A 25,786-nucleotide genomic window follows, 5' to 3' on the forward strand; every position below is an offset into this window, starting at 1 on the left:
AATACTTAAAACAATTCAAATGAAAAGTAATTTTAAATATATATTCGGTCTCTTCCTCGCACTACTATTTGTAGCCGCGTGTCAAGACGATGATAAGAACCCTCTCAATGTGTTCGAATTGGAAAATTCACAAGCACCTTATGTGAGAATCGTCATCGATGAGTCCATAGTTGCAAAAGGTGATTTGGCGAACTCCTCATTTGTGGGTACCGTTAGTGCACCAAGCGATAATGTAGCTTCATGGGATTTAAGTGTCACCCTAGAATCAGGTGGTACATCCACAGATACCATTCCCTTGGTTACCGTTGATGAATTCCCAAGCACTATTTCTATCCCCTATACAGACATAGCGAGTGCTTTGGGCATCACCGTGGATGATATTTCTGGTGGTGACTTTATTCGCTTTATCGGATCAGCAACAGGCGACGATGGTTCTGTAGTAGGGCTAGAAAATTTTAGCGCAACTGTAACAGGTCAACCGGAACAATTACAAGCCTTTAATTTTATTGTTTTGGTAAAATGTTCGCCTATGACGGGAACAATACCTGGAACTTGGATCATAGAAATGCAAGATTTATATGGTGATGGATGGGATGGTGCTTTTGTAACCTTCGAAATAGATGGAGTGGCAACCAACTACACCTTTGCCGCTGGCTCAGCTGCAACTTTCGAGGTTGATGTTCCTGAGGGAACAGGTTCACTGGTTATATCCTACACCAGTGGAGCATTTGAAGAAGAACATGTGTACACTATTGAAACGCCTGATGGTGTGGTTTTGGGAGAATTTGGTCCCAACCCTTCACCTTGTATCAATTAAACACATTTGTTAGGTTGGTTATGGGCCCGTTCTTATGAGCGGGCCTTTTTATTTTATCTTAAAAAAAGTTCTCATGGGTCGGGAAAAGTACTGACGGAAAGGGGTTTACCGAATTCCATCCATTAAAACGTACTTTGGTAATGCAGTAGAAGTAGTCTTCAAAACAGCCTTGAGCGTTTACAATCTTTTCAGAATTAGTTGTTTCATTTTTGAAGGTATTTGAATTAGTCCGACCATCAAGGCTGTTTTATTTTGTAAGTTAATTCCAAACAGAATTAAGCAAAAATCATTGTAATCATTTCAAGCGATACGGCGTACCTTTGCCGTTTAATAACTTCAGCTTGGACAACAACACAAATTCAACCAACAAAAAAGCACTTTTATCACTGGCAATCGGCGGTTTCGGTATCGGACTCACTGAGTTTGTTATTATGGGCATTTTGCCCAATATTGCCGAAAGCATGGAGATTTCCATTTCCAAAGCGGGCCACTTTATTGCTATTTATGCGTTAGGAGTGGTGATAGGGGCTCCTGTTATGGCAAGAGTTACCCATACCCTTACACCAAAAAAGACCTTGTTGTTTCTCATGCTTTGGTTTACCGTGTTCAATACACTTTCCTCCTTCTCTGGAAATTATTGGACCATGATGTTATTTCGATTTTTATCAGGGATGCCCCATGGTGCTTTTTTTGGTATTGGTGCCGTTGTTTCTGGGTATCTGGCCAAACCAGGTAAAGCAGCACAAGCTATGGCGGTTATGTTTTCTGGTCTTACCGTGGCCAATATGCTAGGTGTACCTTTAGGCACCTACATAGGGCAAGAATTTCATTGGATGTATTCCTTTTTGCTAGTCGGAATCGCTGGAATTGCGACCTTGTCCAGTCTTTATTTCTGGATGCCAGTGCAATCATTGGAGGAAACAGGTACAGATGTAAATAAAAGTGCCACCGAAGGATTGAAAAATAAAAAATTATGGGCCTTGATTGCCCTGACCACCATCGGTACTGGCGGATTTTTTGCATGGTACAGCTATATTGCTCCTCTGGTCATCAATGTAACAAAACTACCCGAAGCCAATGTGGGCTATGTAATGATCGTGGCAGGAGCTGGAATGTTTGTGGGGAATTTTTTGGGAGCACGAATGGTGGAAATTTTTCCTCCAGTAAAATCCGTGGTCATCAGTTTACTGAGCATGACAACGATTTTGTTGTGCAATGCCCTATTTGCAACTAGCGGAATCGCTGTGTATATCATAAGTTTTATCGTAGGTGTCATTACCTTTTCCGTTACTGCTCCCATTCAAATAGCCATTATAAAAGCGGCAAAGGGAGCCGAAAAACTCGGTTCTTCCATGAATCAGAGTGCATTTAATATGGGAAATGCCTCAGGGGCATATTTGGGCGGCTTGCCCATGGTTTTTGGTTTGGAAGTAACCTATGCCAGTGTTGTAGGTTCTATACTTGCATTAATTGGAGGGTTTATCGGTATTTCCATTTTTGTGACCCAAAAAAAACTGGATAAAAAACGAGGAACTTCTACAGCTTCTTCTTGATAATTTTCCAATTTGTAAGATTTCTTTAGTAGCTTTCAGGGCACATTAAATATTACGTTTTGAAAGCTTTACTCACCTCCCTGATCCTGTTAGGTCTTTGTTTACCTCAAACAAAAGACACCACCATCAGCAGAAATCAAGAGCAATTTGCCAAACTTGTCTTTTCCGATGAATTTGAAAATGATGGAAAGCCTGATGCCAACAAATGGCACCATCAAACCATAGCTCCCGAGAATGGTGGTTGGTATAATGATGAGCTGCAACATTACACTGACAGGGAAAAAAATTCATACGTTAGTGATGGCACGTTAAAGATCAATGCCTATAAAGAGAACTATACCACTCAAAATTCAACCAAAGGTTATACCTCTGCACGAATGAATGCAAAATACGCTTTCACATATGGAAAAGTGGAAGTTCGAGCCAAATTACCCACCTCAGCTGGAACGTGGCCTGCCATTTGGACTTTGGGGGTTGATGTAAATGAAACGGGGAATTATTTTGGCGACCAATATGGAAAAGTGGGTTGGCCCTTATGTGGTGAAATCGATATTCTGGAACAAACGGGCTGGGACAAAAACAGCACTATTTCCCATTTTCATTGGGGAGATTTAAATTCAAAGGAATACCAAAACGAAGGCGGTACACTCTCTGTTCCTGAAAGCGACACTGGTTTTCATGTTTTTGCGATGGAGTGGACCCCTGAATCAATCAAAACATTTGTGGATGATCAATTGGTGTATGAGTTGCCCAATTCTAAAGACAAACCCTACAATCATGACCATTATCTGATCTTAAATTTGGCCATTGGTGGGAATTTGGGTGGGGAAGTTACCGAAAACTTCACGGAAGACACCTTTATAATTGACTACGTAAGAATTTATCAATAAGCTACTGGCCCAATTCGTTTACCTCGAACAAAACAAGTTCTTCATTTTCAAATTTGGCCGTTACTTCAATGGGGTTGCAACATACTTCGCAATCTTCCACATAGGTTTGCTGACGTACCGAAGCATCCAACAAAAAAGAGATTTCTTCCCAACAATACGGACATTGGAAGAAATGCTCGTACATGGCTTAAAATTCTACATTAAGCAATTGCCCACTGATCTGCAGCATCTGCAGCTCGGCAATTTTAGCATTGTATTTTGCTTGACTTTTTGCCAACACAGCATTCAATAGGTTCAATTGTGCCTGTCTAAATTCAATGGAAGTAACCTGCCCCAATTTGTAACGTTCGTCGGTACGGTTAAAGTTGTTCATGTTGGTCTGAAGGTTCTTTTCCTGAACTTCCAACACATACAAGGCATTGGTATAACTGTCCCAAGCATTTCTAATATCCCTTTCTACCTCCAGTTCTATCTGTTTTTTAGCAAGCTCCTGGTTTTCATAGGATATTTTGGCATTTTTTACCGTGGTAATAGTTCTTCCGCCATCAAACAAATTCCAGCTTAAATTCACTGCACCCGTAACTCCATATGAAGTATTCTGTAGGGCGAATGCCAATGGACTATTGTTTGTTGATTCATTCCAACCGTAGGTTCCCGTTAAACCAATAGTGGGCAAATAACCACTTTTACTCGCTTTAAAATTGTAATCGCTAATGTTGATGGCCTTTTCAACAATCTGCATTCTCACATTGTTTTCCTTGGCTTCCAATTGCATGTTTTCCATTTGAAGGCCAGGCACAAAATTTACGGTGGTATCCGCTACAAATTGCGCTGAAAGATCTTGGTTCAGGATTAAATTTAAATCCCTCATGGTGTTTCGCAACAATTGTCTTGAGTTCAACAAATTGATGCTGTCGGTATTGATATCCACCTCTGCATTCAATACATCCAAGCCTGTATTTTGTCCAAATTCAAATTGATACTTAGCACGCGTCAATCGGTCTTTTGAAATATCCAATGCTTGTTCCAATGTATTGGTCTGCTCTGTCAAACGGGCAGCCTCATAATACACCGAAAACAATTGAAGAATGGTTGTTTCAATAGTTTGTCTTACTTCCAATTCGGATTGTTGGGAGCGTTCTTTAAAACTCTTGTAATCGTAATACCTTCCCAATCCATCGAACAAAGTATAGTTAAGGCTTAATGAGGCATTGTACCTTCTGGTTTCAGCTCCTTCGGCTGTTCTAGTGTCCCCATTGGCCAAAACCCCTTCAGAGTTTTGCTTATCGATGGTTCCGCCCGCAACACCGTTTAGGGTTGGCAAATAACCAGAGTTTAATATTCCAGCGTTGTTTTCGTCTATGAGTTGGGTGTTCTTGGCAACCTGAATTCCCAAGTTGTTTTCCAACACCATATTGATGGCTTCCTGTTTTGTTAGTATTTGGTCTTGTGCCATAGCAAAAGGACCTACCAACATTAAAACTAAGATTGTAGTATAAAAAGTGTTTTTCATTATGCGGTCTCCTCTACAACTTTTGAAGTTTCGTGGTCGTCTTTTTCTGTGTCATTGTGGTAGCTGGCGCCATTGATTCCGACAAAATCATCTTCATTCATCTCCTCTTCTTCATGCTGTTCGCGAATAGCTCTTTCTACCTCTTCGGAAGTCACCTTTTCACCTGTCCACAAACGTTTTGCTCCCACTTTTACGGCATTTCCAAAGGAAAGGAACAATGGCAGCATTAAAAGAGTTAGAACGGTTGCAAATGCAATACCATAGGCAATTGAGATGGCCATGGGCTTTAAAAACTGCGCTTGACGGCTTTTCTCCAATAACAATGGTGCCAAACCTGCAATGGTTGTAACAGATGTTAGAAAGATGGCTCTAAAACGGGAACGACCAGCTTCATATAAAGCATCGTTAAAGGTCATTCCATTACGTAGGTTGATATTAAACTTACCAATTAGTACCAAACCATCATTCACCATAATTCCAATCAAGGCGATAATTCCTAGCATGGAAAGAATGTTGATTGGGAATCCGTGAATCCAATGTCCCCATGCAACGGCCGTTAAACTGAACGGCACCATTAAAATCAACAATAGTGGTTGGCTGATACTTCTGAACGTAAATGCAATGGTGATGAAAATTAGGAACAACACCACTGGGCCTACAAATCCAAGTGACCCGAACAATTTATTCGCTTCTCTATTTTGCCCTTCGTATGATGGACTAATAGATGGGTATTTGGAGGTGATATCTGGCATAACTTCAGACCTGATCCATGCCATGGCATCGGTTCCACTGGTTGTTTCTGGATTGGTTAGATCTGCGGATACTTGAATCTCCCTTCTTCCTTCCAAGTGGTTGATGGCCACATCCCCTCTTTCGATGGTATAGGTGGCAATTTCTTTCAACGGGATTCGGTCACCACTAGGGGCCATGATCCGCATTTCATCCAAATCGGAAATGGACGATCTATTTTCTCTGTCGTAACGAACCCAAACACGAATTTCATCCTGTCCTCTTTGAAAACGTTGCGCTTGTGCCCCAAAGAATCCTGATCTTACCTGATTCATTACGGTACGAAGGTCCAATCCCAACAAATAGGCATTTTCCTTAAGCTGCAAACGGATTTCCTTGATACCTGCAGGGTCGTTATCAGTAACATCCTTAAGGTTGGAATTACTCAACATGGCCTGCTTCAATTCTTCTTTGGCAGCTTTAAGTTCTTGAATATTGTTCCCCAAAAGTGAAACAGAAACTGGACTTCCTCCAAAGTTTCCTCCTGAGCCATAGATCAAACTTTCAACTCCAGCCACTGGCCCCACCAATTCTCGAAGACGACTGGTTACCATATCTGAACGAATCCCATCTGGGCGTTCTTCCCCTGGCAAGAGGTTGATCTGCAATCGGGCAGATGAGGAACCTGGACCCAAATTTTTAATCATGTTCACAAAGAGCATTTTGTCCATACCTTGAAGGTATTTATCGGTCAGCTCTTGGTTCACGATTCTGGCATTATCTTGTATTAAACTGATAATGGAATCAGTTACTTTTTCGTTGGTACCATTTGGCATGGTCAACTCTATGGAAACTTGATCACTAGCAACCATTGGGAAAAATGAGGTACGTATAACTCCTCCTCCGATTGACCCTAAGGTTAATACCAATCCCATAAAGAATAGGGAAAAGGTCAAAACTTTATATTTGAGTGTAAAGTGCAACGCAGGTGCATACCATTTATCCCTCATAAAGTTCATAATGTTATCACCCATCTTATTAATTACCCTCAACTTGGCAAATACACTTGCTATTCCTGTTTTGGGCTTATCACTTTGTGGATGCAACGCTTTGGAGTGCGCTAAGTGAGCTGGTAATATGATCAAGGCTTCCACTAAGGAGACGACCAGCGTTAAAATTACGATCACCGAGACTTCACTAAAGAATTCCCCAATCCTACTGTCTAGGTGCAAGAAAATGGAAAAAGCCAAAATAGTGGTGATAATTGCAGAAAGAATCGGAGGAATCACTTCCATGGTTCCATCCAAAGCTGCTCTTACGGGTGATTTTCCATCTTCATAATGCTGATAGATATTCTCCGCAATCACAATACCATCATCCACCAGAATACCAATCACAATAATCATCCCGAACAAGGACAAAACATTTATGGTCACATTGAACAATGGGGCAAAAATGAACATCCCCAAAAATGCAATGGGCAATCCAAAGGCTACCCAAAATGCCAATCTCGTGTTCAAGAACAGGGATAGGAATATTAGAACCAAAATCATACCGACAATCGCGTTCTCGGTAAGTAGTTGGGTTCTTTGGGTCAGGGTGATGGAACGATCATCAATAATATCCAATTTTACATTGGTGTAACGCTCGTTAAAATCTTCGATATATTCCTTAACTCTATCCGAAGATTCCAAAAGGTCTTCGGTATTTGTACTGGTAATCGTAATGTTAACCGCTAACTCATCATTAAAATATGATGCATTTGGTGTTTCTGAAAAACGATCTCTAATGGTAGCAACATCCATCAATCGCACTGAACGGCCATCTGAATCACCACGAACCACGATATGGGAAAGTTCATCCCCATAATAGGAACGATTGTTCGCACGAATCAAATATTCTTCGGTAGAAGTTTTAATGTTACCCCCAGTTACCAAAATATTTGCGTTGGCAACGGCGGTGGCCACTTCATTGAACGAAAGGTTATAGGCCAATAAACGATCTTCGTCAACGGCTATCTCAATTTCCTCATCGGGATATCCTGCCACTTGAATCTGGGAAATCCCATCAATGGCACGTAAATCGTTCTCTATTTGTCTTCCTATTTGTTTAAGGGTAGCCAATGGAATGTCTTTTCCACTTACCGCAAAACTAATAGTAGGCCTTACAGGTTCTTGTTTTGCTACAACCAAAGGTTCCATACCCGTTGGGAAGGTTGGCACCCTATCCACAGCATTTTTAACTTCGAGTAGCATAAAATCAACGTCGCGATCTTTTTCGATCTCAACATTAATGGTACCGCTATTTTCCCTTGAAGTGGAAGTAACCCTTTCTACCCCCTGCAATCCTTTAAGGTTGTCCTCGATCTTGAGCACAATCCCTTCTTCAATTTCTTGGGGCGAAGCACCAGGATAGGTAATGGTAATTGAAATATTTCGGGCTTCGTTCAATGGAAAGAACGAAGATTTTAGGGAAAGCATACCCACAATACCAAATACAACGAATGCCAAAATAAAGACATTCACTGCCATGTGGTATTTAATAAAATACGCAATTAGTTTTCTCACAGTGCTGTTTTTTTAGGATTTACTTTCGTCGTATATCTTCACTAACATGCCTGCATATGCACCAGTCATAGGTCGTGATACGATCACTTCTCCATCGGGAACATTCTTAAGCACTACTGTTCTATCCGTAAAATAAACAGGGTTCACATCCATTAGATCCAAAATGGAGTCCTTAACCACAAAGATTTGGTTGTTGTCCAATAATAAAGATCTATTTATTTCGATGGCGTCGGTTTCTTCCCTAGCCTCCAATTTGGCTTCTAGGTATTGACCTTCTTTAAGATTCTCGCCACTTACTTCTATAAAAACGGTAATGGTCTGTGAAGCTTGGTCCACTCGCCCATTTACACGAATTACTTCTCCAGTGTAGGTTTTTGTGCCATCCAAATTGGCCAACTCCACTTTTCGTCCCACTCGCAACACATCACCATAGGTTTTACTAACTGATACTTCAAGTTCGTAAACTCCAGTATTGATGAATTCACCCAACTTTTGCCCTGAACGAATCAAAGTTCCTTCGGTTACCAAAGCTTCGGCCAAAACGCCATCAAAAGGAGCAGTTATAGTGTGCTTGGAGAGTCTTGACTCCAAATTCTTTACATTATAATAATTGGAAATGATTTGACGACCTGAAATAAAGAACTTTTCCTTTTCTGAATCCATTTTAGGAAGCGTGGGAGTAGTTTTTTCCAAATCGAAACCATTCAAATAGGTTTGCCATTTGGGGTAAATTTCAGGGTAATCCAATCGTAAATCCGCCATTATGGAAGTTAGCAGATTGTACAGATTACTCTTTGCTGCTTGTACGGATGCGTAGTATTCGTTTTCGTCAATGCGAATTAAGGTTTGTCCTGCTCTGTATTCCTGTCCAGCTCTGAACAATTTGCTTCCAGGTCTAAAAACCCCTTGAACTTCAGAATAAAGCTCCACACGTTTTTTGGCATTCAAATTTCCATTGGCTGGCACTACGATAGGAACAGTGCCGTTGGAAACCGTATCGACAAATACAGTTTTGACCACTTTTTGAGCTTGCGGCCTTCGCATATCCCTGCTTCCTGCAATTAAACCTGCAAAATAGAGGGAAACAAATATAATGACACCACCAGCAAGTGCCGATATGATTAGTTTTCGCATTGGTTTAGTTAATTAATGACGCTGCAAATCTATTTCCTACATTTTTTAGAATGGTTAAATATTTCATAAAATCCCCTTTAAACTTGGTCAAATACAAAAAGGGGCCCCTAAACGGCAGCCCCAAACCAGACAAACTAAATTGATAACTAACTACTCTTATTCGTTTTCATCGTTCTCATCGTCCTCGAATTTGGTATCTGCCATTCGGGTACGCTCGAATTGAATTTCTTTAAACTTGGGATCGAAGGACTTATCATCGGAATCGAATACCAAAAGTTCTCGGGTATTCATATGTTGTAGTCCTGTAAATGAATTGAATCGATTGTTTTGCAATTGAAGTATTTGCAAACTGGCCAATTGTCCAAATTCTTGCGGAATTTCACCACCCAATTGATTATTGGCCAATACCAATTCTTTAAGTTCTCCTAATTTTCCTATTTCTGATGGAATCTCTCCTTCTAAATTATTTTCAAAAAGTCCTAAGGCTTGCAACTTGGTCAGGTTCCCAATTGATTTTGGAATGATACCCTTAAGGTTATTACTGGAAAGGTTCAGTTCTTTTAAATTGGTAAGTGATCCAAAGCCTTCTGGTATAGGTCCACTTAAAAAGTTATTGAACATGGAAAAGGTTTCCAGTTCTTTCATCTGGCCCACTTCTTCAGGAAGTGCTCCTTTTATACGATTCATTTCCAATCGAAGTACTTTCACTTTTTCCAACTTTACAATATCCTTTGGCAAAACTCCCGTGATATTATTAAAAGCAAGGTTTAACTCAGTAAGGTATTTTAGCTTACCGATACTTTCTGGCAAAACCCCTTCAAGGTTGTTCATAAAAAGGGTGATTCCTACAACATGACCATCCTTTACTTGAACACCTTTCCAAGTTTCAATAGGGGCATTCAAATCCCAAGTAACTTTCCATTGTTCACCATGGGTACTATTGTAAAGGTCCAATAGTGCTTCTTTTTCAGCACGGGTTACTTGTCCTTTAGGCTCTGAAGCTTGTAAGGATGTAACCAATAAAAAGAAGAAAATTACGAATCGAATCATGAATTACTTATTTGGTTGTAAGGAATTTACTTACAAAGTAACATGAAGTCGAAAAAACCTACAAATATTATCGACGAATATGCCCGAAAATGTTGTGAACCAGTAAAAAAGCGTGGTCAAAAATGTAGGAAAAGGCTTTAGCCCAATGATTCCAGTTCGTGCGAGATGGTTTCCCAGTCACCCATTAGGGTTTCCAATTCCTTCTTTTTCTTCTGGTAGCCATCAAAAAATCCCTTTTTAGCGATGGTGGCATCGTAGTCCAAAAGCAGTTCGTGGTCGATTTCAGCAATCTCTTTTTCCAATTGTGAAATGCGCTTTTCCACTCCGCTTAATCTATTTTTTAAGGACTTTAATTTCTTTTGGGTTTGATAGTCGTTTTCTTTGGGTTTTTCAACAATCTTTTCTTCTTGCTTCTTTTCTCCTTTTTCAACGCTTCGGAAATCTTCTACCTGACGTTGCTCCAGATAAAAATCAATATCACCCAAATATTCTTTAATGTTTCCATCCTTGAACTCATAAACCCTATCGGTCAGTCCTTGTAGAAAGTCCCTATCGTGGGAAACTAGAATCAAAGTACCTTCAAAGTTTTGCAATGCCTGTTTCAACACATTCTTGGATTGAATATCCAAGTGGTTTGTAGGTTCATCCATCACAAGCACATTGAAAGGCTGCAACAACATTTTGGCCAAAGCCAAACGGTTTCTCTCCCCTCCAGAAAGTACCTTTACGTATTTATCCACCTCTTCCCCTCTAAACAAAAAGGAACCTAGAATATCCCTAACCTTGCTACGGTTTTGTTCATTGGCTTCATCGATCATGGTATCCAGAACAGTTTTGGAACCATCTAGGTACTCTGCTTGGTTTTGCGCAAAATATCCTACGTGTACATTATGGCCTATTTTAAGATTGCCGCCATGTTCCAACTCTCCAACCATTATCTTGGCCAAAGTGGTTTTACCTTGTCCATTTTGCCCCACAAATGCGGTCTTGCTCCCACGTTCGATCAATAAATTGATTTGCTCCAGTACTTTTTTTGATCCATAGCTTTTAGAGATACCATCCAACTCAGCAATTACCTTTCCTGGATTTACGGAAACGGGAAAACGAACATTCATTACGCTATTGTCCTCCTCATCCACTTCGATTCGGTCAATTTTATCCAGTTTTTTAATCAGCGATTGTGCCATTGAAGCCTTGCTGGATTTGGCTCGGAACTTTTCAATGAGTCGTTCGGTCTGCTGAATTTGCTTTTCTTGGTTTTTTTGGGCACTGAGCTGCTGCTCCATGATTTCCTTTCTGTGCGACAAAAATTTGGTGTAGGGTTTATTGTAATCGTATATCCTTCCCAACGAAATTTGGATGGTACGGTTGGTCACATTGTCCAAAAACATTTTATCGTGGGAAACGATTACCACTGCTCCAGAATAATTGTTCAAAAACTGCTCCAACCAAATAATGGATTCGATATCCAAGTGGTTGGTTGGCTCATCCAGCAACAACACATCGTTGTTTTGAAGTAGAAGTTTGGCCAACTCAATTCGCATTCGCCATCCCCCAGAAAAGGTATCGGTAAGTTTATTGAAATCTTCCCTTTTAAATCCAAGTCCCAACAATACTTTTTCGGTGTCTCCTTGATAGTTGTACCCACCTAAAATCTCATAGTGATGGGTAACATCATTCAGGTCGACCATTAATTTGTGATAGCCATCACTTTCATAATCGGTACGCTCGGCCAATCCTGTGTTGATCTCGTCCAGTTTTTGCTCCAGCGCCTTTATTTCTGTAAAAGCTTGGTAGGATTCTTCCAAAACGGTACGTCCCTGTTCAAAATCGATATCCTGTTTTAGAAAACCAATTTTAATGTCCTTTTCCACTGCGATGGTTCCTTCATCCAAGGGCATTTCTTTGGAAAGCAATTTGAGCATAGTGGATTTACCAGCTCCATTTTTTCCAATGAGACCCACCCTATCGCCCCCATTTAAGCGATATGAGATTTCCTCGAACAAATATTCACCTCCAAAGGCTACTGAAAGATTATGGACATTTAGCATTTTATGTGACTTGAATTACATAAGAAGACGGCTCGAATCTTTACTTTTACGCAAAAATCGGTGCAAATGTTAAAAAAAGGAACCAAACTGTACAGTATTTTAACAGGAAGTTGTCCTAGATGCCAAGAGGAGAGCATGTACGAAACCTCAAATCCGTATGCGTTGTCCAAAATTTTTAAGATGAATGAAAGGTGTTCGCACTGCGACCTGAAATACAAGATTGAGCCTTCTTTCTTTTATGGCGCCATGTATGTGAGTTATGGTGTTGGTATTGCTTTTGCAGTCGCTGCTTTTGTTATTTCCTTTTTATTTTTCGGCACCACTTTGATCAATACCTTTATCGCCATTGTTGCAACATTGATTGGGTTTATGCCCGTAATTATTCGATTGTCGCGTAATATTTGGATCAATTTCTTTGTGAAATATGACCCGAGTGCTGTAAAACAACACCAAACCGTTAAGGGTTAGGCTAGATAGTATTTTTTGGTGAACCTCTCGATGTTAATTTCTTTATCGAGCGGAGTTCCATTTTCGATATAATTGTACAATTGCTCTGAAGCATAAGGCGCTATCATTACCCCTCTTGAGCCAAATCCATTAAGCACATAAAGATTGGAATGTTCGGGATGCCTTCCTACTAATGGTCTCCGATCTACCACCGTTGGACGTATTCCCGCTACATGATCAATCACCTCAAATTCACATTTTAGGAAGGTTTTTAACTTTTCGAGCAATTCGTTTTTGGATTCTTCGGTGGGTACATTGGTTTTATCCTTCCATTTGTAAGTGGCTCCTACCAAATAGGTGTCATTTTCCAAAGGAATGGTAAACACACCCGATTTGATAACGTTTTGTTCTTTGTATTCTGGAGCTTTGATGACCAAAAGTTCTCCCTTGGTTCCATTTAGGGGCAAATACCCAAAATAAGGGCTCTGTTTAAGGCCAAATCCGCAGGCAAACACAATGTTTTTAGCTTCTATAGATCCGTATACAACACTATTCTCTTTGACTTCAAGCGCTGCATACTCAAAAGATTCTTCTTGCAACTGTCCTTTCTGATCCAAATAATTTTTATAGGTATTGACCAAGGTTCCCGTATCAATTCGGCCTGTATATTTTACTTCGCCAAAACCAAAAGGTGCTTCAACACTAGGATTATGGTTTGGTTGGATTATAGTTGATAGAAAATGGTCCAATCCTGGTCGGTCGGCAGCCTCGAACCAATTGTTTTGCTCTTCAATAGATGCAAATTTTCGGAGCACAGGAAGTTCATGGTCAAATACTTCTCCTAATTTCTCTTCCAAATGCTTGTAGAAGGGCTTGGTTTGCTCTATTTGTTGTTGAGCATTCCACGCTAGGGTAAATCTTTTTAGAATTACAGGATTGTACAATCCACCCGCAACTTGGGAAGCTTGTTGGGAGTTGTCGGTAATCACCTTAAAGGATTTTCCGTTTTTCTCCAATGTCTCACAAAAGGAAATGCCTGCCAATCCCAGACCCACTACTATATAATCCATCATGGGACAAAATTAAGTAACACATTGGTTGGATTGGTTTTTTACATAAAAAAAACGCCGCACATAAAGTGCGGCGTAATTTGTATTGAATTGGAAATTATTTGTGAAGTTACCTTAGTAAGCCCACATATCTTGTTCTCTGTCTCGTATACCCTCTTTGATTCTTTGGGCTTCCAAGAGTTGGAACAATGAATTGTCAAAAATATAATCGCTGATCTCACGATCTTCGTGAACGTTTTCCTCTTTGTAGATCACTCCGTTAAAACGGCGTGCATTTAACAACATATCAAAGGAAATGGGTCTGGCAGAGTTTTGTTGGTTGTACACTTTAGCTTCGTGCAAAACCTGTCTTGCTGCTGGGTACCATACCCAGAACAACTCTACTTTGTTTTGTCCAGGATCAACAGACTCATCGTCGATGAAGTTTACGTCTGGAGCTACTGGAGCAATTCCCAATAAGCGATATTTAAGCTCTCCTTGGCGTTTATCGAAATACCACATTCCTTTTACATGATACTCTTCAATATCTGCTGCAGTAAGATCCCTTTTGTTGATAAACTCAGGGGAAATTTGCTCACCAGCGTTCAATTGTTCGTACCCTAGGTCAGTAGTATCTACTTTGCTCAAGGTTGCTGAAAGGTCGGACAACTTTCTTTTCTCAGTAAAATAAGAATCCGTGTATACCTCGGTCAATTTACCGTTCTTAATGTTTTTCATTAAAACGTGGTATAAAGACCTTCTGTCTTTACTGATACCTATGGTATCGGTTGGGTAGTACAAGGGAAAGTTGACTCTTTCGTCAAGATCCACGATTTCCCAAACGGTTTTGGACCAAAGGATATCCCTGTCATCCACATAACCGTATTCCAAAGGAGCATCGGCATCTTGCTCTATTTGAGCTTGGGTTTTTTTACCTATATCTTCTGGCAATTTGGCGTTCAAAATATTCGCCTGGGCCATCATGGATACTGGCAATACACCCAACAATCCAATTAATAATGTGTTCTTCCAATTCATGATCACTTGTATACTTTTAATACTTCTTAGTTAGTAAGCTCAACCACAACCGGAGATACTTTCTTCAACTTGTAGCTCTTGTTGTTTGTGATGTAAGCTTGGATATCGAATATTTGAATGGCATCACCCCTACCTGCTCTTCTAAGGGCAGATTTAGCTCTAGCATCCATTTTGTTTCCGTTTACCACTACAGTAGGCTGACCTGGTACTTTCACTTTGAACTGGCTAACAGCTAGGTTCAAATCGAAATCGAAGTCTTCCAACATAGCACTTACTGTGGAAATCTCTAGGTTGTTCTTAGGCATTTTCACACTACCAGACTCACCACGTACGGTACCTGCTGGTCTTGGAATATCCTTGATACGGAACTCAGACTTGGTAGAGATTCCTTTACCATCTGGCAATGTACCAGAAGCAGTAATGGTCACTGTTCTACCTGTACCTGGGTTCATGATGTATTGGCTTCCACTTCTTCTGCTCAATCCAGCAGCAGATGCAGATACTTTGTTATCAGGAATACCTGGAATAGAAATCGTCATTGGGTTGGCAACACCACGATACACTACGTTCATTTTATCAGCAGAGATCACCGCTGCGTTAGGCATAGAAATAGTAGCAAAAGTGTTGTTCACTTCTACTGGTACTTCATTACCATCTTGCATAAACGTCATTGTACCTTTAATGGTGTGGTCACCTGGAGTACCAGCACTGATCAACATTTTGATACCACCAGCTTCCAATTCGTAATCCTTACCTTCGGTCAAAGCTCTACCGTCCAAAGTCAATTCAGCTTTTACAGGAGTGGAAGTCTTGTCAGTTTTACTAACAATTACCTTACCATCGTATTTTTCACCTGCATAATAAGCTGTTTTTGGAGCAGCTAAGGAACTTGCAAAGTTGGTCAAGGATACAGCCTCTGTCAACTCACCTTCCAAAAGGGTTTTCAACACCTCTTGCTCAGTAGTTTTGATATCCGCTTGCAATTGGGTCATCTTAGTTAAAGAAGCCACCAATGGGAATCCTTCGTAGTGGTAGTTGATCCAATCTTGACGGGTTCCGTCTCTTTTCTCAACTTTACCATCTGCGTCACCTGTTGCAAAACGTGCTTTTACTGCAGCTTTCAAAGATTCGAACTTACCTTCTGGCAATGCGTTGATCACGCCATCACGGTAATTATCGATATACTCCATGAACTTTTTTCCTTCTGGGCCTAAATTGTCCCCTTGAAAGAATTTTTGGTCCAAGTAATCTGATTTATCCATAACCACATAGTCTTTTGGATCTTCCAAATCTGCGGTCATTTCTTTCTTCAAACCTTCCAAATAGCTGTAGTAGTCATCTGAAAGCTCTTTTACTTTCTGAGCATCGGCGTAAAGTTCACCGTACTCTTCCTCGTTTTCCGAAGCTTTGGTTTCCAAACTAGCAAAGAAGCTAGCGTTGTTGGAATCCATGCTTGTATTGGAAGTTTCCAACTTTTCGTTCATAAGTCCGAAAGCTGCAAGTACTTCCTTGCTCATATTAAGGGCCAACATCGCGATGAAGATCAAATACATTAAGTTGATCATCTTCTGACGTGGTGTTTGTTTTCCTCCTGCCATGTTTTTCTAATTAGATTTTTTAATTAATTTGATTTGGTTTGTTTTTTGTTGATTCAAACCTTCTAATTAGTTTCTTCCGCCCATGGCTGTAAGCATACCACCGTATACTCCGTTCAAAGAAGATAGGTTAGTGGCCAAAGACTCCATTTGGTCTTTCAAAGCCCCTGCATTCTGAACAACTTCCTCGTTGATAGAAGCCTGTCTGCTAGCGCTTTCCAATTGTACTTTGTACAAGCTGTTCAAAGATTCCATTTGAGCTGCTGCATGAGACAATTCTTCGGAATACTTTTTAGTGTGCTGAATAGCATCTGTAGTTGGAGTAATATTCTTGGCGGCACCTTCAAAACTCTTAATACTTTCACCCAAGTTGGCAAACAACTCTGAATCAATCTTGGCATCTTTAAGAAGACTATCCAATTTTTTGGAAAGAAGACCCTCAGCTTCTTGAGCATCTTTAGCTTCTTGTTTTTTGGAAGCGGATTGTTGACCACCTGCCAATTCTGGATACACCAAAGACCAATCGTATTCGTCGTCTACTGGCTCAAATGCAGAGATAGCAAAGATCAATGCTTCAGTAATAAGTCCCACTGCAAGAAGAAGTCCACCCGTAAGTGGTCCAAACTCCCAGTGAAGGATTTTGAACAATGCACCAATAATTACTACCGATGCCCCAAGCCCGTAGGCCATGTTAAACAGCTTTTTTGTTGATTTTGACTGTGCCATAATTCTAGTTTTAATTAAGTTATATAAAAAATAAGTATTTGGTTACTATACTATTACTTGTTAATTATATAATGTTCTCGGGTGTAATTTTTCAATATTTTGTTATAGTCCGCTTCTACCGTTGGTAGAGTCTTCTTCTCCCATATAGTCCTGAACGGTTCTGAATCCGATGTAGCTTCTTGCAGAATCTTGGTACTCGTAATCACGGGTACTTACCTGAAGGAAGTAAGCCACATCTTTCCAAGATCCTCCGCGAATTACTTTACGCTGATTGTCTTGCGAACCAATGTTCGGGTTCATGGTAGATAAGTATTCGTATGCGCCTTGATCAAAACTGGAGTTGGTCCATTCTGATACGTTACCGGCCATATTATATAAATTGTAATCGTTAGGCTCAAAAGACTTGGCTTCCACAGTGTAAAGTGCAGCATCGGCTGCATAATCCCCACGCTGAGGCTTAAAGTTGGCCATAAAACAACCTGTATCACTGATCACATAAGGACCACCCCAAGGGTATGTACCTCCTTCGATTCCACCACGGGCAGCGTATTCCCACTCTGCTTCGGTTGGTAATCTAAATTGGTTTACAAATTGTTTTCCACGAGACTTTTGATCATCGTTCTTGAATTTGGTTCTCCAGTTACAGAATGCTTTGGCCTGCATCCAGTTTACCCCAACTACAGGATAATCACTGTAGGCATCGTGCCAAAAATAATCGTTGTGCATAGGCTCATTATAGGAATATTCAAAATCCCTGATCCACACGGTTGTATCTGGATAGATTTCCAATTCTTCGTGCTTGATGAAATCTTTACGACTACCGGTTCTTGCCCTAGCAGCAGCTTCGATATCCATCCAGCTGTACTTGTATTTTAATTTGGTTACGTCAATCGAACGCAATCCATTGTAACTTTCCTCTTCGGATAGGTAAAGGGAATCCATTATTTCAGAATAGTACTCATCTGGATATTCAGAAGTATCCCAAACAAGATCAACATCCTTGTTCAATGCTCTTCCTTCGTACCCTGTGGCACCAAGACCTGCATAGTTATCCAACATATACTTGTCGTAAGCCGAAAGTTCTGTGGTATCCGTATCCTTAAAAGCGTATTCTCCAATACCTTCATCTTCAGGACTGATTCCAAGTTCATCAGCCAAAATGGCCAATTTGGTTCTAACTATGGAATCTTTTACCCACTCTACAAACTGACGGTACTCACTGTTGGTGATTTCCGTATCGTCCATATAAAAGGAACGAACGGTCACCGTTCTGGTAGGTGCGTTCAATACTTTTGCCTGATCCTCCTCAGCCTTACCCATTACATAGGCTCCTCGGGGAATCAGTTCCATTCCATAGGGCTTCTCTGGATGCCATTTTTTTCCGCTGACCCCAACTAGTTCACCTTTTGACCCTGATTTAGACCCACAACTGGTGAGTAAAAAAACAAACGCGAGAGATGAAAAGAATAGCTTTCTCATACTTTAGGTTAAATTGTTCGATTCAAGATTATAAACTGTGAAACACAAATTCATTACTCTCAAAACTGTATTTTGAATAATTTATTGTGTAAAAACAATTAATGCTCAAAAAAATAATTCTTTAGTTTAAGCCCTTTCTGTAGGCTTTGAACCACCTTTCTGGAATTTTCTGGTTGCAAGCATCCAAATAGTCCTCTTCGGTGCATGGTAATAACGCCACCGAATTTGATTTAGTATGATCTGCAAAAATAGATGGTACTTCTACCCACCATCTTTCCGTTACGTGGCTCTTGAAGAAGATGAGCTCCTCCGTATCGGTAGGTACTGTAAATTTTGTAAAGTCCTCACTCTTAGAGCTTGGGTGTTCTTTTATCCTAAAACTTAAGCCTTCTATGAAGTACCAAATGATCTGGGCAATCATTTGAAAAGCTTGATAAGAATTTTCGCCTTCGTAGATACCAAACAAAGAAACACGGTCGCTTATTCCCGCATAACGGGCGATAGCGCATATCTCCCTGCCCGTGAAACCGTTGGGCGAAAAGTTTCTGGAACCTCCCATTTCGGCTCCGCGAATGGCTCGTAAATCCAAGCTCACAATATCGCTGCTGCGCAAAACTGGTTCTGCCAATTCTATATTATTAGCGATTTCCCCCAAACGATAGGCATCAAAAAACAAACGTTCCATTAGGTCCATTTCCTCTTGAGCGTTAAAATAACTTTGAAATCCAATATTCGAAAAATTGAAAAGATTATTGGGTTTGTCCGTTATGATCTTACTCATATAGGAATGTGATGAGATCAGTTCATCATCTTCACCGAAATCAAAACGGCTATCGATGGACACTAAATTCACCATGTTTTTAATTTGGTCAAAAGCACGGTAAGTTGGAAAAGTGATGTCTTGGGTTAAACCAATAACAACAGGAATGATTTTTTCCTCGAGCAATCCAGCTACGATTTCCTTTACCACAAAGTAGGTATCCTCAACAGTATTACCTTCTTCCACATCACCGATATCAATAATGTTGGAATTCCAATTTCCCATCATCAATCGGTACAATTGAATGCGAACCTCATCCACATCCAATTTCTCTGGTTTCTTCTCAAAAGCATTTCTGGATTCCAATACGCCAAATATGGCGACATCGGCATGGGCAAAGACAGGAAGTCCGTCTTTTTCGGTGTGCATGTGGATATTTTTCCCAATGGCCTGTTGTGGCAACAGTTCTGAATGGGCCAATACTTTGTCCTTAACGGGAACCAGAAAATCGAATGCCATACTATTTCTTAGCTTTTGCTTTGGCTTTTTTCTTTGGTGTTTTCTTTTCGATCAGGGCTTTTGCCTCTTCCAATGTTACCTTGGTTGCATCCACATCCTTGGTCAACTCCACTTTTACCCTACCTTTTATAATATTATGTCTACCCCATCGGGCTTTTTCAATCCTGATTTTTTCCTCTGGCCATTCTTGAACCAATTTTTCAGCCTCTTTGATTTTTTTAGCCTCAATCAACTCATTGATGTCTGCCTGGGAAAGGTTATCAAAATCGTATTTCTTGTTCACATTGATGAACATGCCGTCCCATTTGATAAAAGGACCAAATCGGCCTACTCCTTTAGTAACATCTTTACCTTCATAAGTAGCAATAGGTGCATCTGCCTTTTGTTTTGCCTTGATCAACTCAATAGCACGATCCATATCAACATCAAAAGCGCTTTCACCTTTATCCAAAGAAATAAATTTCTTTCCAAAGCGCACATATGGACCAAATCGTCCCACATTGGCTTCCACTTCTTCTCCTTCGTACTCCCCTAATTTTCTTGGAAGTTCGAAAAGTGTCATGGCTTCTTCAAAAGTAATGGTGGCCAAAGACTGATCGGGCAGTAAACTGGCAAACAAAGGTTTTTCTTCTTCTTCCACAGTTCCAATCTGTACCATTGGACCAAATCGACCCAAACGCACAGAAACTTGACGCCCTGTTTTTGGGTCTACGCCCAATACACGCTCACCGCTGGCACGTTCTGCATTTTCTTCTACTTCGATGACATTGGGATGGAATTCTTTATAGAAATTCTCCATCATTTTTTGCCAATCCTCATCACCTGAAGCAATTTCATCAAAATCTTCCTCTACCTGGGCAGTAAAGTTATAATCGAGAATTTGAGTGAAATGTGTTACCAAGAAATCGTTCACAATCATTCCAATATCGGTCGGCACCAATTTACCTTTGTCCGAACCGACCATTTCAGAAAGTTTGGTCTCAGCAACTGTGCCTGCTTCCAAAACCAACTGTACATAATTTCTTTCCGTTCCCTCAACAGTACCTTTCTCAACATACCCCCTATTTTGGATAGTTGAAATTGTAGGTGCATAGGTTGACGGTCTTCCGATACCCAATTCTTCCAATTTCTTCACCAAAGATGCTTCAGTAAATCGATAAGGAGGTCGAGTAAACCTTTCCGTTGCGGATATATAAATGTTGTTCAAGGATTCCCCTACCGAAAGGGCGGGAAGCATTCCTTCTTGTTCTTCAATGTTATCTTCGTCGTCAGTACCCTCCAAATAAACCTTTAGGAAACCATCAAACTGAACCACCTCTCCATTAGCGGTAAATTCCTCTTGATGGGTGCTTGCCTTTATTTTCACATTGGTACGCTCCAACTGGGCATCACTCATTTGTGAAGCCAAAGTCCTTTTCCAAATCAACTCGTACAATCTAGACTGGTCGCGTTCCAATTGCGGATTTTGCAATTTCATATCCGTTGGACGAATCGCTTCGTGAGCTTCTTGCGCACCTTTGGTCTTGCCTGTAAAATTTCTTGTTTGGCTATATTCATCCCCGTAGTTCTGAACAATTGCTTCTTTCGCTGCCGCCAATGCTTCGTTGGAAAGGTTCACACTATCGGTTCTCATATAAGTAATGAGACCTGCTTCGTATAGGCGTTGTGCCACCTGCATGGTTCTACTTACCGAAAAATATAATTTTCTTGAAGCTTCCTGTTGCAAGGTTGAAGTCGTAAACGGAGGTGCGGGTGATTTTTTTGCTGGTTTTTTGGACAAATCTACCACAGAAAAATCAGCACCTATATTATCCTTTAAAAAAGATTCTGCTTCTTGTTGGGTCGAGAAAGTCTTGTTCAACTTTGCGGATACCGTACTTCCATCAGCAGTTTTAAATTCTGCTTTTATTCGGAAAGAAGCTTCAGGAGTAAAACCTTCAATATCACGTTCTCTTTCTACAATCAATCGAACGGCAACAGATTGCACACGTCCTGCAGAAAGTCCTGGTTTAATTTTTTTCCAAAGTACAGGTGAAAGTTCGTAACCCACCAATCGGTCCAAAACCCTACGCGCCTGTTGTGCATTCACCAAGTTGTAGTTGATGTCCCTTGGGTTTTCAATCGCTTTTTGAATGGCCGATTTGGTAATGGAGTTAAAAACAATACGCTTGGTCTTGCTTTTGTCCAATCCCAACTCTTCCGCCAAATGCCAAGAAATTGCTTCTCCCTCTCGGTCCTCATCACTCGCGAGCCAAATGGTTTCGGCTTTGTTCGCAAGATCTTTAAGTTTTTTTACCAGGGCTTTTTTCTCCCTGTCTACGGTATATTTTGGCTTGAATTGGTTGTCCACATCTACACCGAGTTCTTTGGAAGGAAGGTCGACAATATGTCCAAAACTCGATTCAACTTGATAATCTTTCCCTAGAAATCGCTCTATGGTCTTCGCCTTTGCAGGGGACTCTACAATAACTAAATTCTTTGGCATGCACTGGGTTTTGTGGTAACAAAAGTATATTAAAATTTAAACTTAAGCATTCAACCCCTTGCTTTTGACTTGAAAATCGAAAAAATAGGGTTAGAAATTCCCATACCTATATTAATAAAAACCAAATCGCCATACTGGTTAAAATAATCCGTAATTTTAAGGAGACTAATTCAATAACTCAACTAAAATGACCAACCGCTTTCTGATACTGGCGCTCACCGTGCTCTGTATCTTTCCCGCACACGCACAACGCAAAAAAAACAAAACAACAAGCCAATACGATCAAAGCCTTTACAGTGGAATGGAATGGCGAATGGTCGGACCCCACCGTGGAGGTCGTGCCGGCACAGTAACCGGAGTGGCCGATGACCCCAACCTTTATTATATGGGAACCGCTGGTGGCGGTGTTTGGAAATCCACCGATGCCGGTAGTTCTTGGGAATGTATTTCAGATGGCTATTTTGGCGGCTCCATTGGCGCTGTAGCCGTTGCCGAATCCGATCCCAACATTATTTATGTAGGTGAAGGGGAACAAACCCTTCGCGGTAACGTTTCATCGGGGCACGGACTTTGGAAAAGTTATGATGCCGGTGAAACCTGGCAATTTATTGGACTTGAAGATTCCGAACACATTGCCCGTGTCCGTATTCACCCTAAAAATCCAGACATCGTTTATGTAGCTGTCATTGGAAATCTATGGAAGCCCAATGAGACCCGTGGTGTGTATCGCTCTACCGATGGCGGAAAAAACTGGGAAAAAATTCTTTACATCAGCGACAAGGCTGGTGCAGGAGATTTGATCTTGGATCCGAACAACAGCAGAATTATGTACGCTGCTACTTGGGAAATGAAACGAAACGGCTATCGTATGGATAGTGGTGGACCCGACAGTAGAATGTTCAAAAGTACCGATGGTGGAGACACTTGGAAAGATATTTCCGAAAATTCCGGTCTTCCAGGTTTTCCATGGGGAATTGTAGGTCTTACCGTTTCTCCAATTAATTCCGATAGGGTTTTTGCCATTATTGAAGCCGAAGAGGGAGGTGTGTACCGTTCCGATGATGCTGGGAAAACTTGGCAGAAAGTAAATACCAACCGTGGACTGAGACAACGTGCTTGGTACTATTCCAGAATTTATGCCGACACCCAAAACATCGATAAAGTATGGGTAATGAACGTGAGCTATGGTGTTTCTACCGACGGAGGAAAAACTTTTACACTGAAAAATGCACCGCACGGTGATCACCACGATTTGTGGATCGACCCTAATAACAATCAAAGAATGGTTATTGCCGACGATGGTGGCGCTCAAATTTCCAACGATGGTGGAAACAACTGGAGTACGATGTACAATCAGCCTACAGCACAATTTTATCGTATTGCAACCGATAGTATTTTCCCATACCGTATTTATGGAGCACAGCAGGATAATACCGCTTTGCGTATTGCACACAGAACTTCTGGCGCGGCTATTACCGAAGATGATTGGGAACCTACCGCAGGAGGTGAAAGTGCACATTTGGCACCAGATCCAAAAAACAATCAATTGGTATATGGTGGAACTTACAAAGGGTATATGAACCGTTTGGACCACACCACAGGTCAAACCATATCCACCAACGTATGGCCCGATAACCCTGCTGGTTCTGGAGCAGAGATTATGAAATATCGTTTCAACTGGAACTACCCTGTTACTTTCAGCCGTCACGATTCTAATGTTCTTTATGCAGGTTCCAACTATTTGCATGCTTCAACCGATGGTGGGCAATCTTGGAAAAACATTTCACCTGATCTTACACGTAGCATTCCAGAAACCATTATGTCTTCGGGCGGACCTATCACCCAGGACAACACGGGAGCTGAATTCTACTCCAACATTTTTGTGATCAGTGAATCCATTTTGGAAAAAGGGGTGATTTGGACAGGAAGTGATGACGGGATGATTCATGTTACTAGAGACAACGGAACCACTTGGGAAGATGTGACCCCTCCTGCCAGCATGTCTCCAAAATTAAATATGATCAACTGTATCGACCCAAGTCCATTTGATCCAGGAACAGTTTATGTAGCCGCCACCTCATACAAGTTCGGGGACTACACTCCTTATTTATATAAGACTGAAGACTATGGTAAAACTTGGAAATTGATTACCAACGGAATCAAGGACAACTATTACACAAGAGCCATTCGTTCGGACAAAACCAGAAAAGGATTGTTGTATGCTGGTACCGAATGGGGCATGTATGTTTCTTTCGATGATGGTGATAATTGGACGCCTTTCCAATTGAATTTACCTGTTACAGCCATTCGTGATCTTCATGTTCGTGACAACGACCTTATTGCCGCTACTCACGGTAGAAGTTTTTGGATGATTGATGATTTAACTCCGTTACATCAACTTTCGGATGAAGTATCACAAAGTGATTTTTACCTGTACAAACCAGACATGGCATACCGCATGCACCAAAGCGGAGGCTGGAGAGCACCCGACACCAAGCTTGTTGGAGAAAACCACCCTGATGGAGCCATCATCAACTACTACATCAAGGATTTAAAAGATTCTGACGTGGTAGAGTTGGATATTTTGGAAACAGATGGAAGTGTGATTCAAAGTTTTTCTAACAAAGCAAAACCAGTAAAATTGGATCCATCAAGTACGCAAAAATTAAAAGTGAAATCTGGCGGAAATAGATTTGTTTGGAACACAAGATATCCAGGTTTCAAAGAATTTGATGGGATGGTGTATTACTCCTCGCCCAATGTTGGACCAAAAGCAGTGCCTGGAAACTATAAAGTAAGACTTACCGTAAACGGAAGTTCCATTGAAGAAACTTTCAGCATTGTAAAAGATCCTAGAATTGAGATGAGCCAAAGTGATTACCAAGCTCAGTTCGATTTTTTGATCAAAGTTCGCGACCAAGTTACGAGAGCAAACAGTGCCATCATTAATATCAGAAACATAAAAAAGGATTTGGCTTATCTTAAAGAGAAAACCAAAGGCAATGCCGAAATCCAAAAAATGGCCGATGAATTTGAAACAGAGCTTTCTGTTATTGAAAACAACATTCACATGACCAAAAACCAGAGTCGTCAAGATCCTTTGAATTTTGGTATTAGAATCAACAACAGAATTGCATTCCTTTTGGCCGACTCGCAACGCGGTGATCAAAAACCCACCAAACAAGCTCAAGAGTTTTTTGTAGAAGTCACAAAAGAACTTGACAAAGAAATCAATGACTTGAATTCTTTGGTAAAAGCAAAAGCAGGAATGATCAATGAAAAGGTGGATCAAAACCAAATCAAATTGATTTCAATGGAATAGCAACTTGTTCCTTAAATATTAAAGCGCCCCGATTTAAATCGGGGCGCTTTTTATTTAAAATC

The 25,786-nt window shown here is 40.8% G+C and carries 18 protein-coding genes; 5 read left to right on the forward strand and 13 right to left on the reverse strand.

The genetic code is table 11. From position 1 onward, the window contains the following. The first annotated feature begins 19 nt into the window (after positions 1-19). The 3 genes from BLQ18_RS00360 to BLQ18_RS00370 all read left to right on the forward strand — a co-directional run bounded on the left by BLQ18_RS00360 (position 20) and on the right by BLQ18_RS00370 (position 3,260). Positions 20-817 (forward strand): hypothetical protein, encoded by a 798-nt coding sequence (locus tag BLQ18_RS00360; protein WP_090291551.1) that lies wholly within the window; start codon positions 20-22, stop codon positions 815-817. A 341-nt stretch (positions 818-1,158) separates the two neighbouring features. Further along, the gene (locus BLQ18_RS00365) at positions 1,159-2,370 is read left to right on the forward strand and encodes an MFS transporter (RefSeq protein WP_090291554.1); all 1,212 of its coding nucleotides are present in this window, start codon (positions 1,159-1,161) and stop codon (positions 2,368-2,370) included. Between the two features lie 59 nt (positions 2,371-2,429). Further along, entirely contained in the window at positions 2,430-3,260 is an 831-nt protein-coding gene (locus BLQ18_RS00370) for a glycoside hydrolase family 16 protein (RefSeq protein ID WP_245668044.1), read from the forward strand. Between the two features lies 1 nt (position 3,261). Here the strand turns inward: BLQ18_RS00370 and BLQ18_RS00375 are convergent, their stop codons facing one another. The 6 genes from BLQ18_RS00375 to BLQ18_RS00400 all read right to left on the reverse strand — a co-directional run bounded on the left by BLQ18_RS00375 (position 3,262) and on the right by BLQ18_RS00400 (position 12,304). Then, positions 3,262-3,444, reverse strand: coding sequence for a CPXCG motif-containing cysteine-rich protein (locus tag BLQ18_RS00375; RefSeq protein ID WP_090291557.1), 183 nt, complete (start codon positions 3,442-3,444; stop codon positions 3,262-3,264). Between the two features lie 3 nt (positions 3,445-3,447). Beyond that, a complete protein-coding gene (locus tag BLQ18_RS00380) occupies positions 3,448-4,773 on the reverse strand; it encodes a TolC family protein (RefSeq protein WP_090291560.1) in 1,326 nt (441 codons plus the stop codon). Next, positions 4,773-8,069: an efflux RND transporter permease subunit gene (locus BLQ18_RS00385; RefSeq protein ID WP_090291561.1), complete on the reverse strand. Its 3,297-nt coding sequence runs from the start codon at positions 8,067-8,069 to the stop codon at positions 4,773-4,775. Before BLQ18_RS00385 ends, BLQ18_RS00380 begins: the two co-directional genes overlap by 1 nt. 12 nt (positions 8,070-8,081) lie before the next feature. Next, positions 8,082-9,203, reverse strand: a complete 1,122-nt coding sequence (locus tag BLQ18_RS00390; RefSeq protein ID WP_090291563.1) for an efflux RND transporter periplasmic adaptor subunit — start codon at positions 9,201-9,203, stop codon at positions 8,082-8,084. Between the two features lie 156 nt (positions 9,204-9,359). Continuing rightward, positions 9,360-10,253 carry a leucine-rich repeat domain-containing protein gene (locus tag BLQ18_RS00395; RefSeq protein WP_090291566.1) on the reverse strand — a complete coding sequence of 298 codons (894 nt, stop codon included), beginning with the start codon at positions 10,251-10,253 and terminating at the stop codon, positions 9,360-9,362. A gap of 137 nt (positions 10,254-10,390) precedes the next feature. Then, positions 10,391-12,304 carry an ABC-F family ATP-binding cassette domain-containing protein gene (locus BLQ18_RS00400; protein ID WP_090291568.1) on the reverse strand — a complete coding sequence of 638 codons (1,914 nt, stop codon included), beginning with the start codon at positions 12,302-12,304 and terminating at the stop codon, positions 10,391-10,393. 66 nt (positions 12,305-12,370) lie between these two features. Between BLQ18_RS00400 and BLQ18_RS00405 the strand changes: the two genes are divergently transcribed. Beyond that, entirely contained in the window at positions 12,371-12,772 is a 402-nt protein-coding gene (locus BLQ18_RS00405; RefSeq protein WP_090291570.1) for a DUF983 domain-containing protein, read from the forward strand. On the opposite strand, the gene BLQ18_RS00410 is transcribed toward BLQ18_RS00405, so the two are convergent. From BLQ18_RS00410 to topA, 7 genes are all read right to left on the reverse strand, one after another. Next, entirely contained in the window at positions 12,769-13,824 is a 1,056-nt protein-coding gene (locus BLQ18_RS00410) for an NAD(P)/FAD-dependent oxidoreductase (RefSeq protein WP_090291572.1), read from the reverse strand. The genes BLQ18_RS00405 and BLQ18_RS00410 overlap by 4 nt on opposite strands. 111 nt (positions 13,825-13,935) lie before the next feature. Then, on the reverse strand, positions 13,936-14,838 hold the full coding sequence (gene porN / locus BLQ18_RS00415; protein WP_090291574.1) for a type IX secretion system ring subunit PorN/GldN: 903 nt from the start codon (positions 14,836-14,838) through the stop codon (positions 13,936-13,938). 26 nt (positions 14,839-14,864) lie between these two features. Continuing rightward, positions 14,865-16,436 (reverse strand): type IX secretion system motor protein PorM/GldM, encoded by a 1,572-nt coding sequence (gene porM, locus BLQ18_RS00420; RefSeq protein ID WP_090291577.1) that lies wholly within the window; start codon positions 16,434-16,436, stop codon positions 14,865-14,867. Positions 16,437-16,502: 66 nt separating this feature from the next. After that, positions 16,503-17,159 (reverse strand): type IX secretion system motor protein PorL/GldL, encoded by a 657-nt coding sequence (porL, locus tag BLQ18_RS00425; protein WP_090291579.1) that lies wholly within the window; start codon positions 17,157-17,159, stop codon positions 16,503-16,505. Positions 17,160-17,261: 102 nt separating this feature from the next. Then, entirely contained in the window at positions 17,262-18,638 is a 1,377-nt protein-coding gene (gene porK, locus BLQ18_RS00430) for a T9SS ring complex lipoprotein PorK/GldK (protein ID WP_090291581.1), read from the reverse strand. A gap of 121 nt (positions 18,639-18,759) precedes the next feature. Beyond that, positions 18,760-19,917, reverse strand: a complete 1,158-nt coding sequence (locus tag BLQ18_RS00435) for a formimidoylglutamase (RefSeq protein WP_090291583.1) — start codon at positions 19,915-19,917, stop codon at positions 18,760-18,762. Between the two features lies 1 nt (position 19,918). After that, on the reverse strand, positions 19,919-22,402 hold the full coding sequence (gene topA, locus BLQ18_RS00440; RefSeq protein WP_090291585.1) for a type I DNA topoisomerase: 2,484 nt from the start codon (positions 22,400-22,402) through the stop codon (positions 19,919-19,921). A 187-nt stretch (positions 22,403-22,589) separates the two neighbouring features. Here topA and BLQ18_RS00445 point away from each other — a divergent pair, with 187 nt between their 5' ends. Next, positions 22,590-25,724 carry a glycosyl hydrolase gene (locus BLQ18_RS00445; RefSeq protein ID WP_090291587.1) on the forward strand — a complete coding sequence of 1,045 codons (3,135 nt, stop codon included), beginning with the start codon at positions 22,590-22,592 and terminating at the stop codon, positions 25,722-25,724. Positions 25,725-25,786 lie beyond the last annotated feature (62 nt).

Source organism: Flagellimonas zhangzhouensis (assembly GCF_900102925.1).
GTDB classification, from domain to species: Bacteria; Bacteroidota; Bacteroidia; order Flavobacteriales; family Flavobacteriaceae; genus Flagellimonas; species Flagellimonas zhangzhouensis.

Coding starts and splice junctions, on each gene's coding strand:
- BLQ18_RS00445 (WP_090291587.1), top strand. CDS start 22,590: ATGACCAACCGCTTTCTGATACTGGCGCTCACCGTGCTCTGTATCTTT.
- topA (WP_090291585.1), bottom strand. CDS start 22,402: ATGCCAAAGAATTTAGTTATTGTAGAGTCCCCTGCAAAGGCGAAGACC.
- BLQ18_RS00435 (WP_090291583.1), bottom strand. CDS start 19,917: ATGGCATTCGATTTTCTGGTTCCCGTTAAGGACAAAGTATTGGCCCAT.
- porM (WP_090291577.1), bottom strand. CDS start 16,436: ATGGCAGGAGGAAAACAAACACCACGTCAGAAGATGATCAACTTAATG.
- porK (WP_090291581.1), bottom strand. CDS start 18,638: ATGAGAAAGCTATTCTTTTCATCTCTCGCGTTTGTTTTTTTACTCACC.
- BLQ18_RS00390 (WP_090291563.1), bottom strand. CDS start 9,203: ATGCGAAAACTAATCATATCGGCACTTGCTGGTGGTGTCATTATATTT.
- BLQ18_RS00360 (WP_090291551.1), top strand. CDS start 20: ATGAAAAGTAATTTTAAATATATATTCGGTCTCTTCCTCGCACTACTA.
- porL (WP_090291579.1), bottom strand. CDS start 17,159: ATGGCACAGTCAAAATCAACAAAAAAGCTGTTTAACATGGCCTACGGG.
- BLQ18_RS00410 (WP_090291572.1), bottom strand. CDS start 13,824: ATGATGGATTATATAGTAGTGGGTCTGGGATTGGCAGGCATTTCCTTT.
- BLQ18_RS00400 (WP_090291568.1), bottom strand. CDS start 12,304: ATGCTAAATGTCCATAATCTTTCAGTAGCCTTTGGAGGTGAATATTTG.
- BLQ18_RS00375 (WP_090291557.1), bottom strand. CDS start 3,444: ATGTACGAGCATTTCTTCCAATGTCCGTATTGTTGGGAAGAAATCTCT.
- BLQ18_RS00405 (WP_090291570.1), top strand. CDS start 12,371: ATGTTAAAAAAAGGAACCAAACTGTACAGTATTTTAACAGGAAGTTGT.
- BLQ18_RS00380 (WP_090291560.1), bottom strand. CDS start 4,773: ATGAAAAACACTTTTTATACTACAATCTTAGTTTTAATGTTGGTAGGT.
- porN (WP_090291574.1), bottom strand. CDS start 14,838: ATGAATTGGAAGAACACATTATTAATTGGATTGTTGGGTGTATTGCCA.
- BLQ18_RS00395 (WP_090291566.1), bottom strand. CDS start 10,253: ATGATTCGATTCGTAATTTTCTTCTTTTTATTGGTTACATCCTTACAA.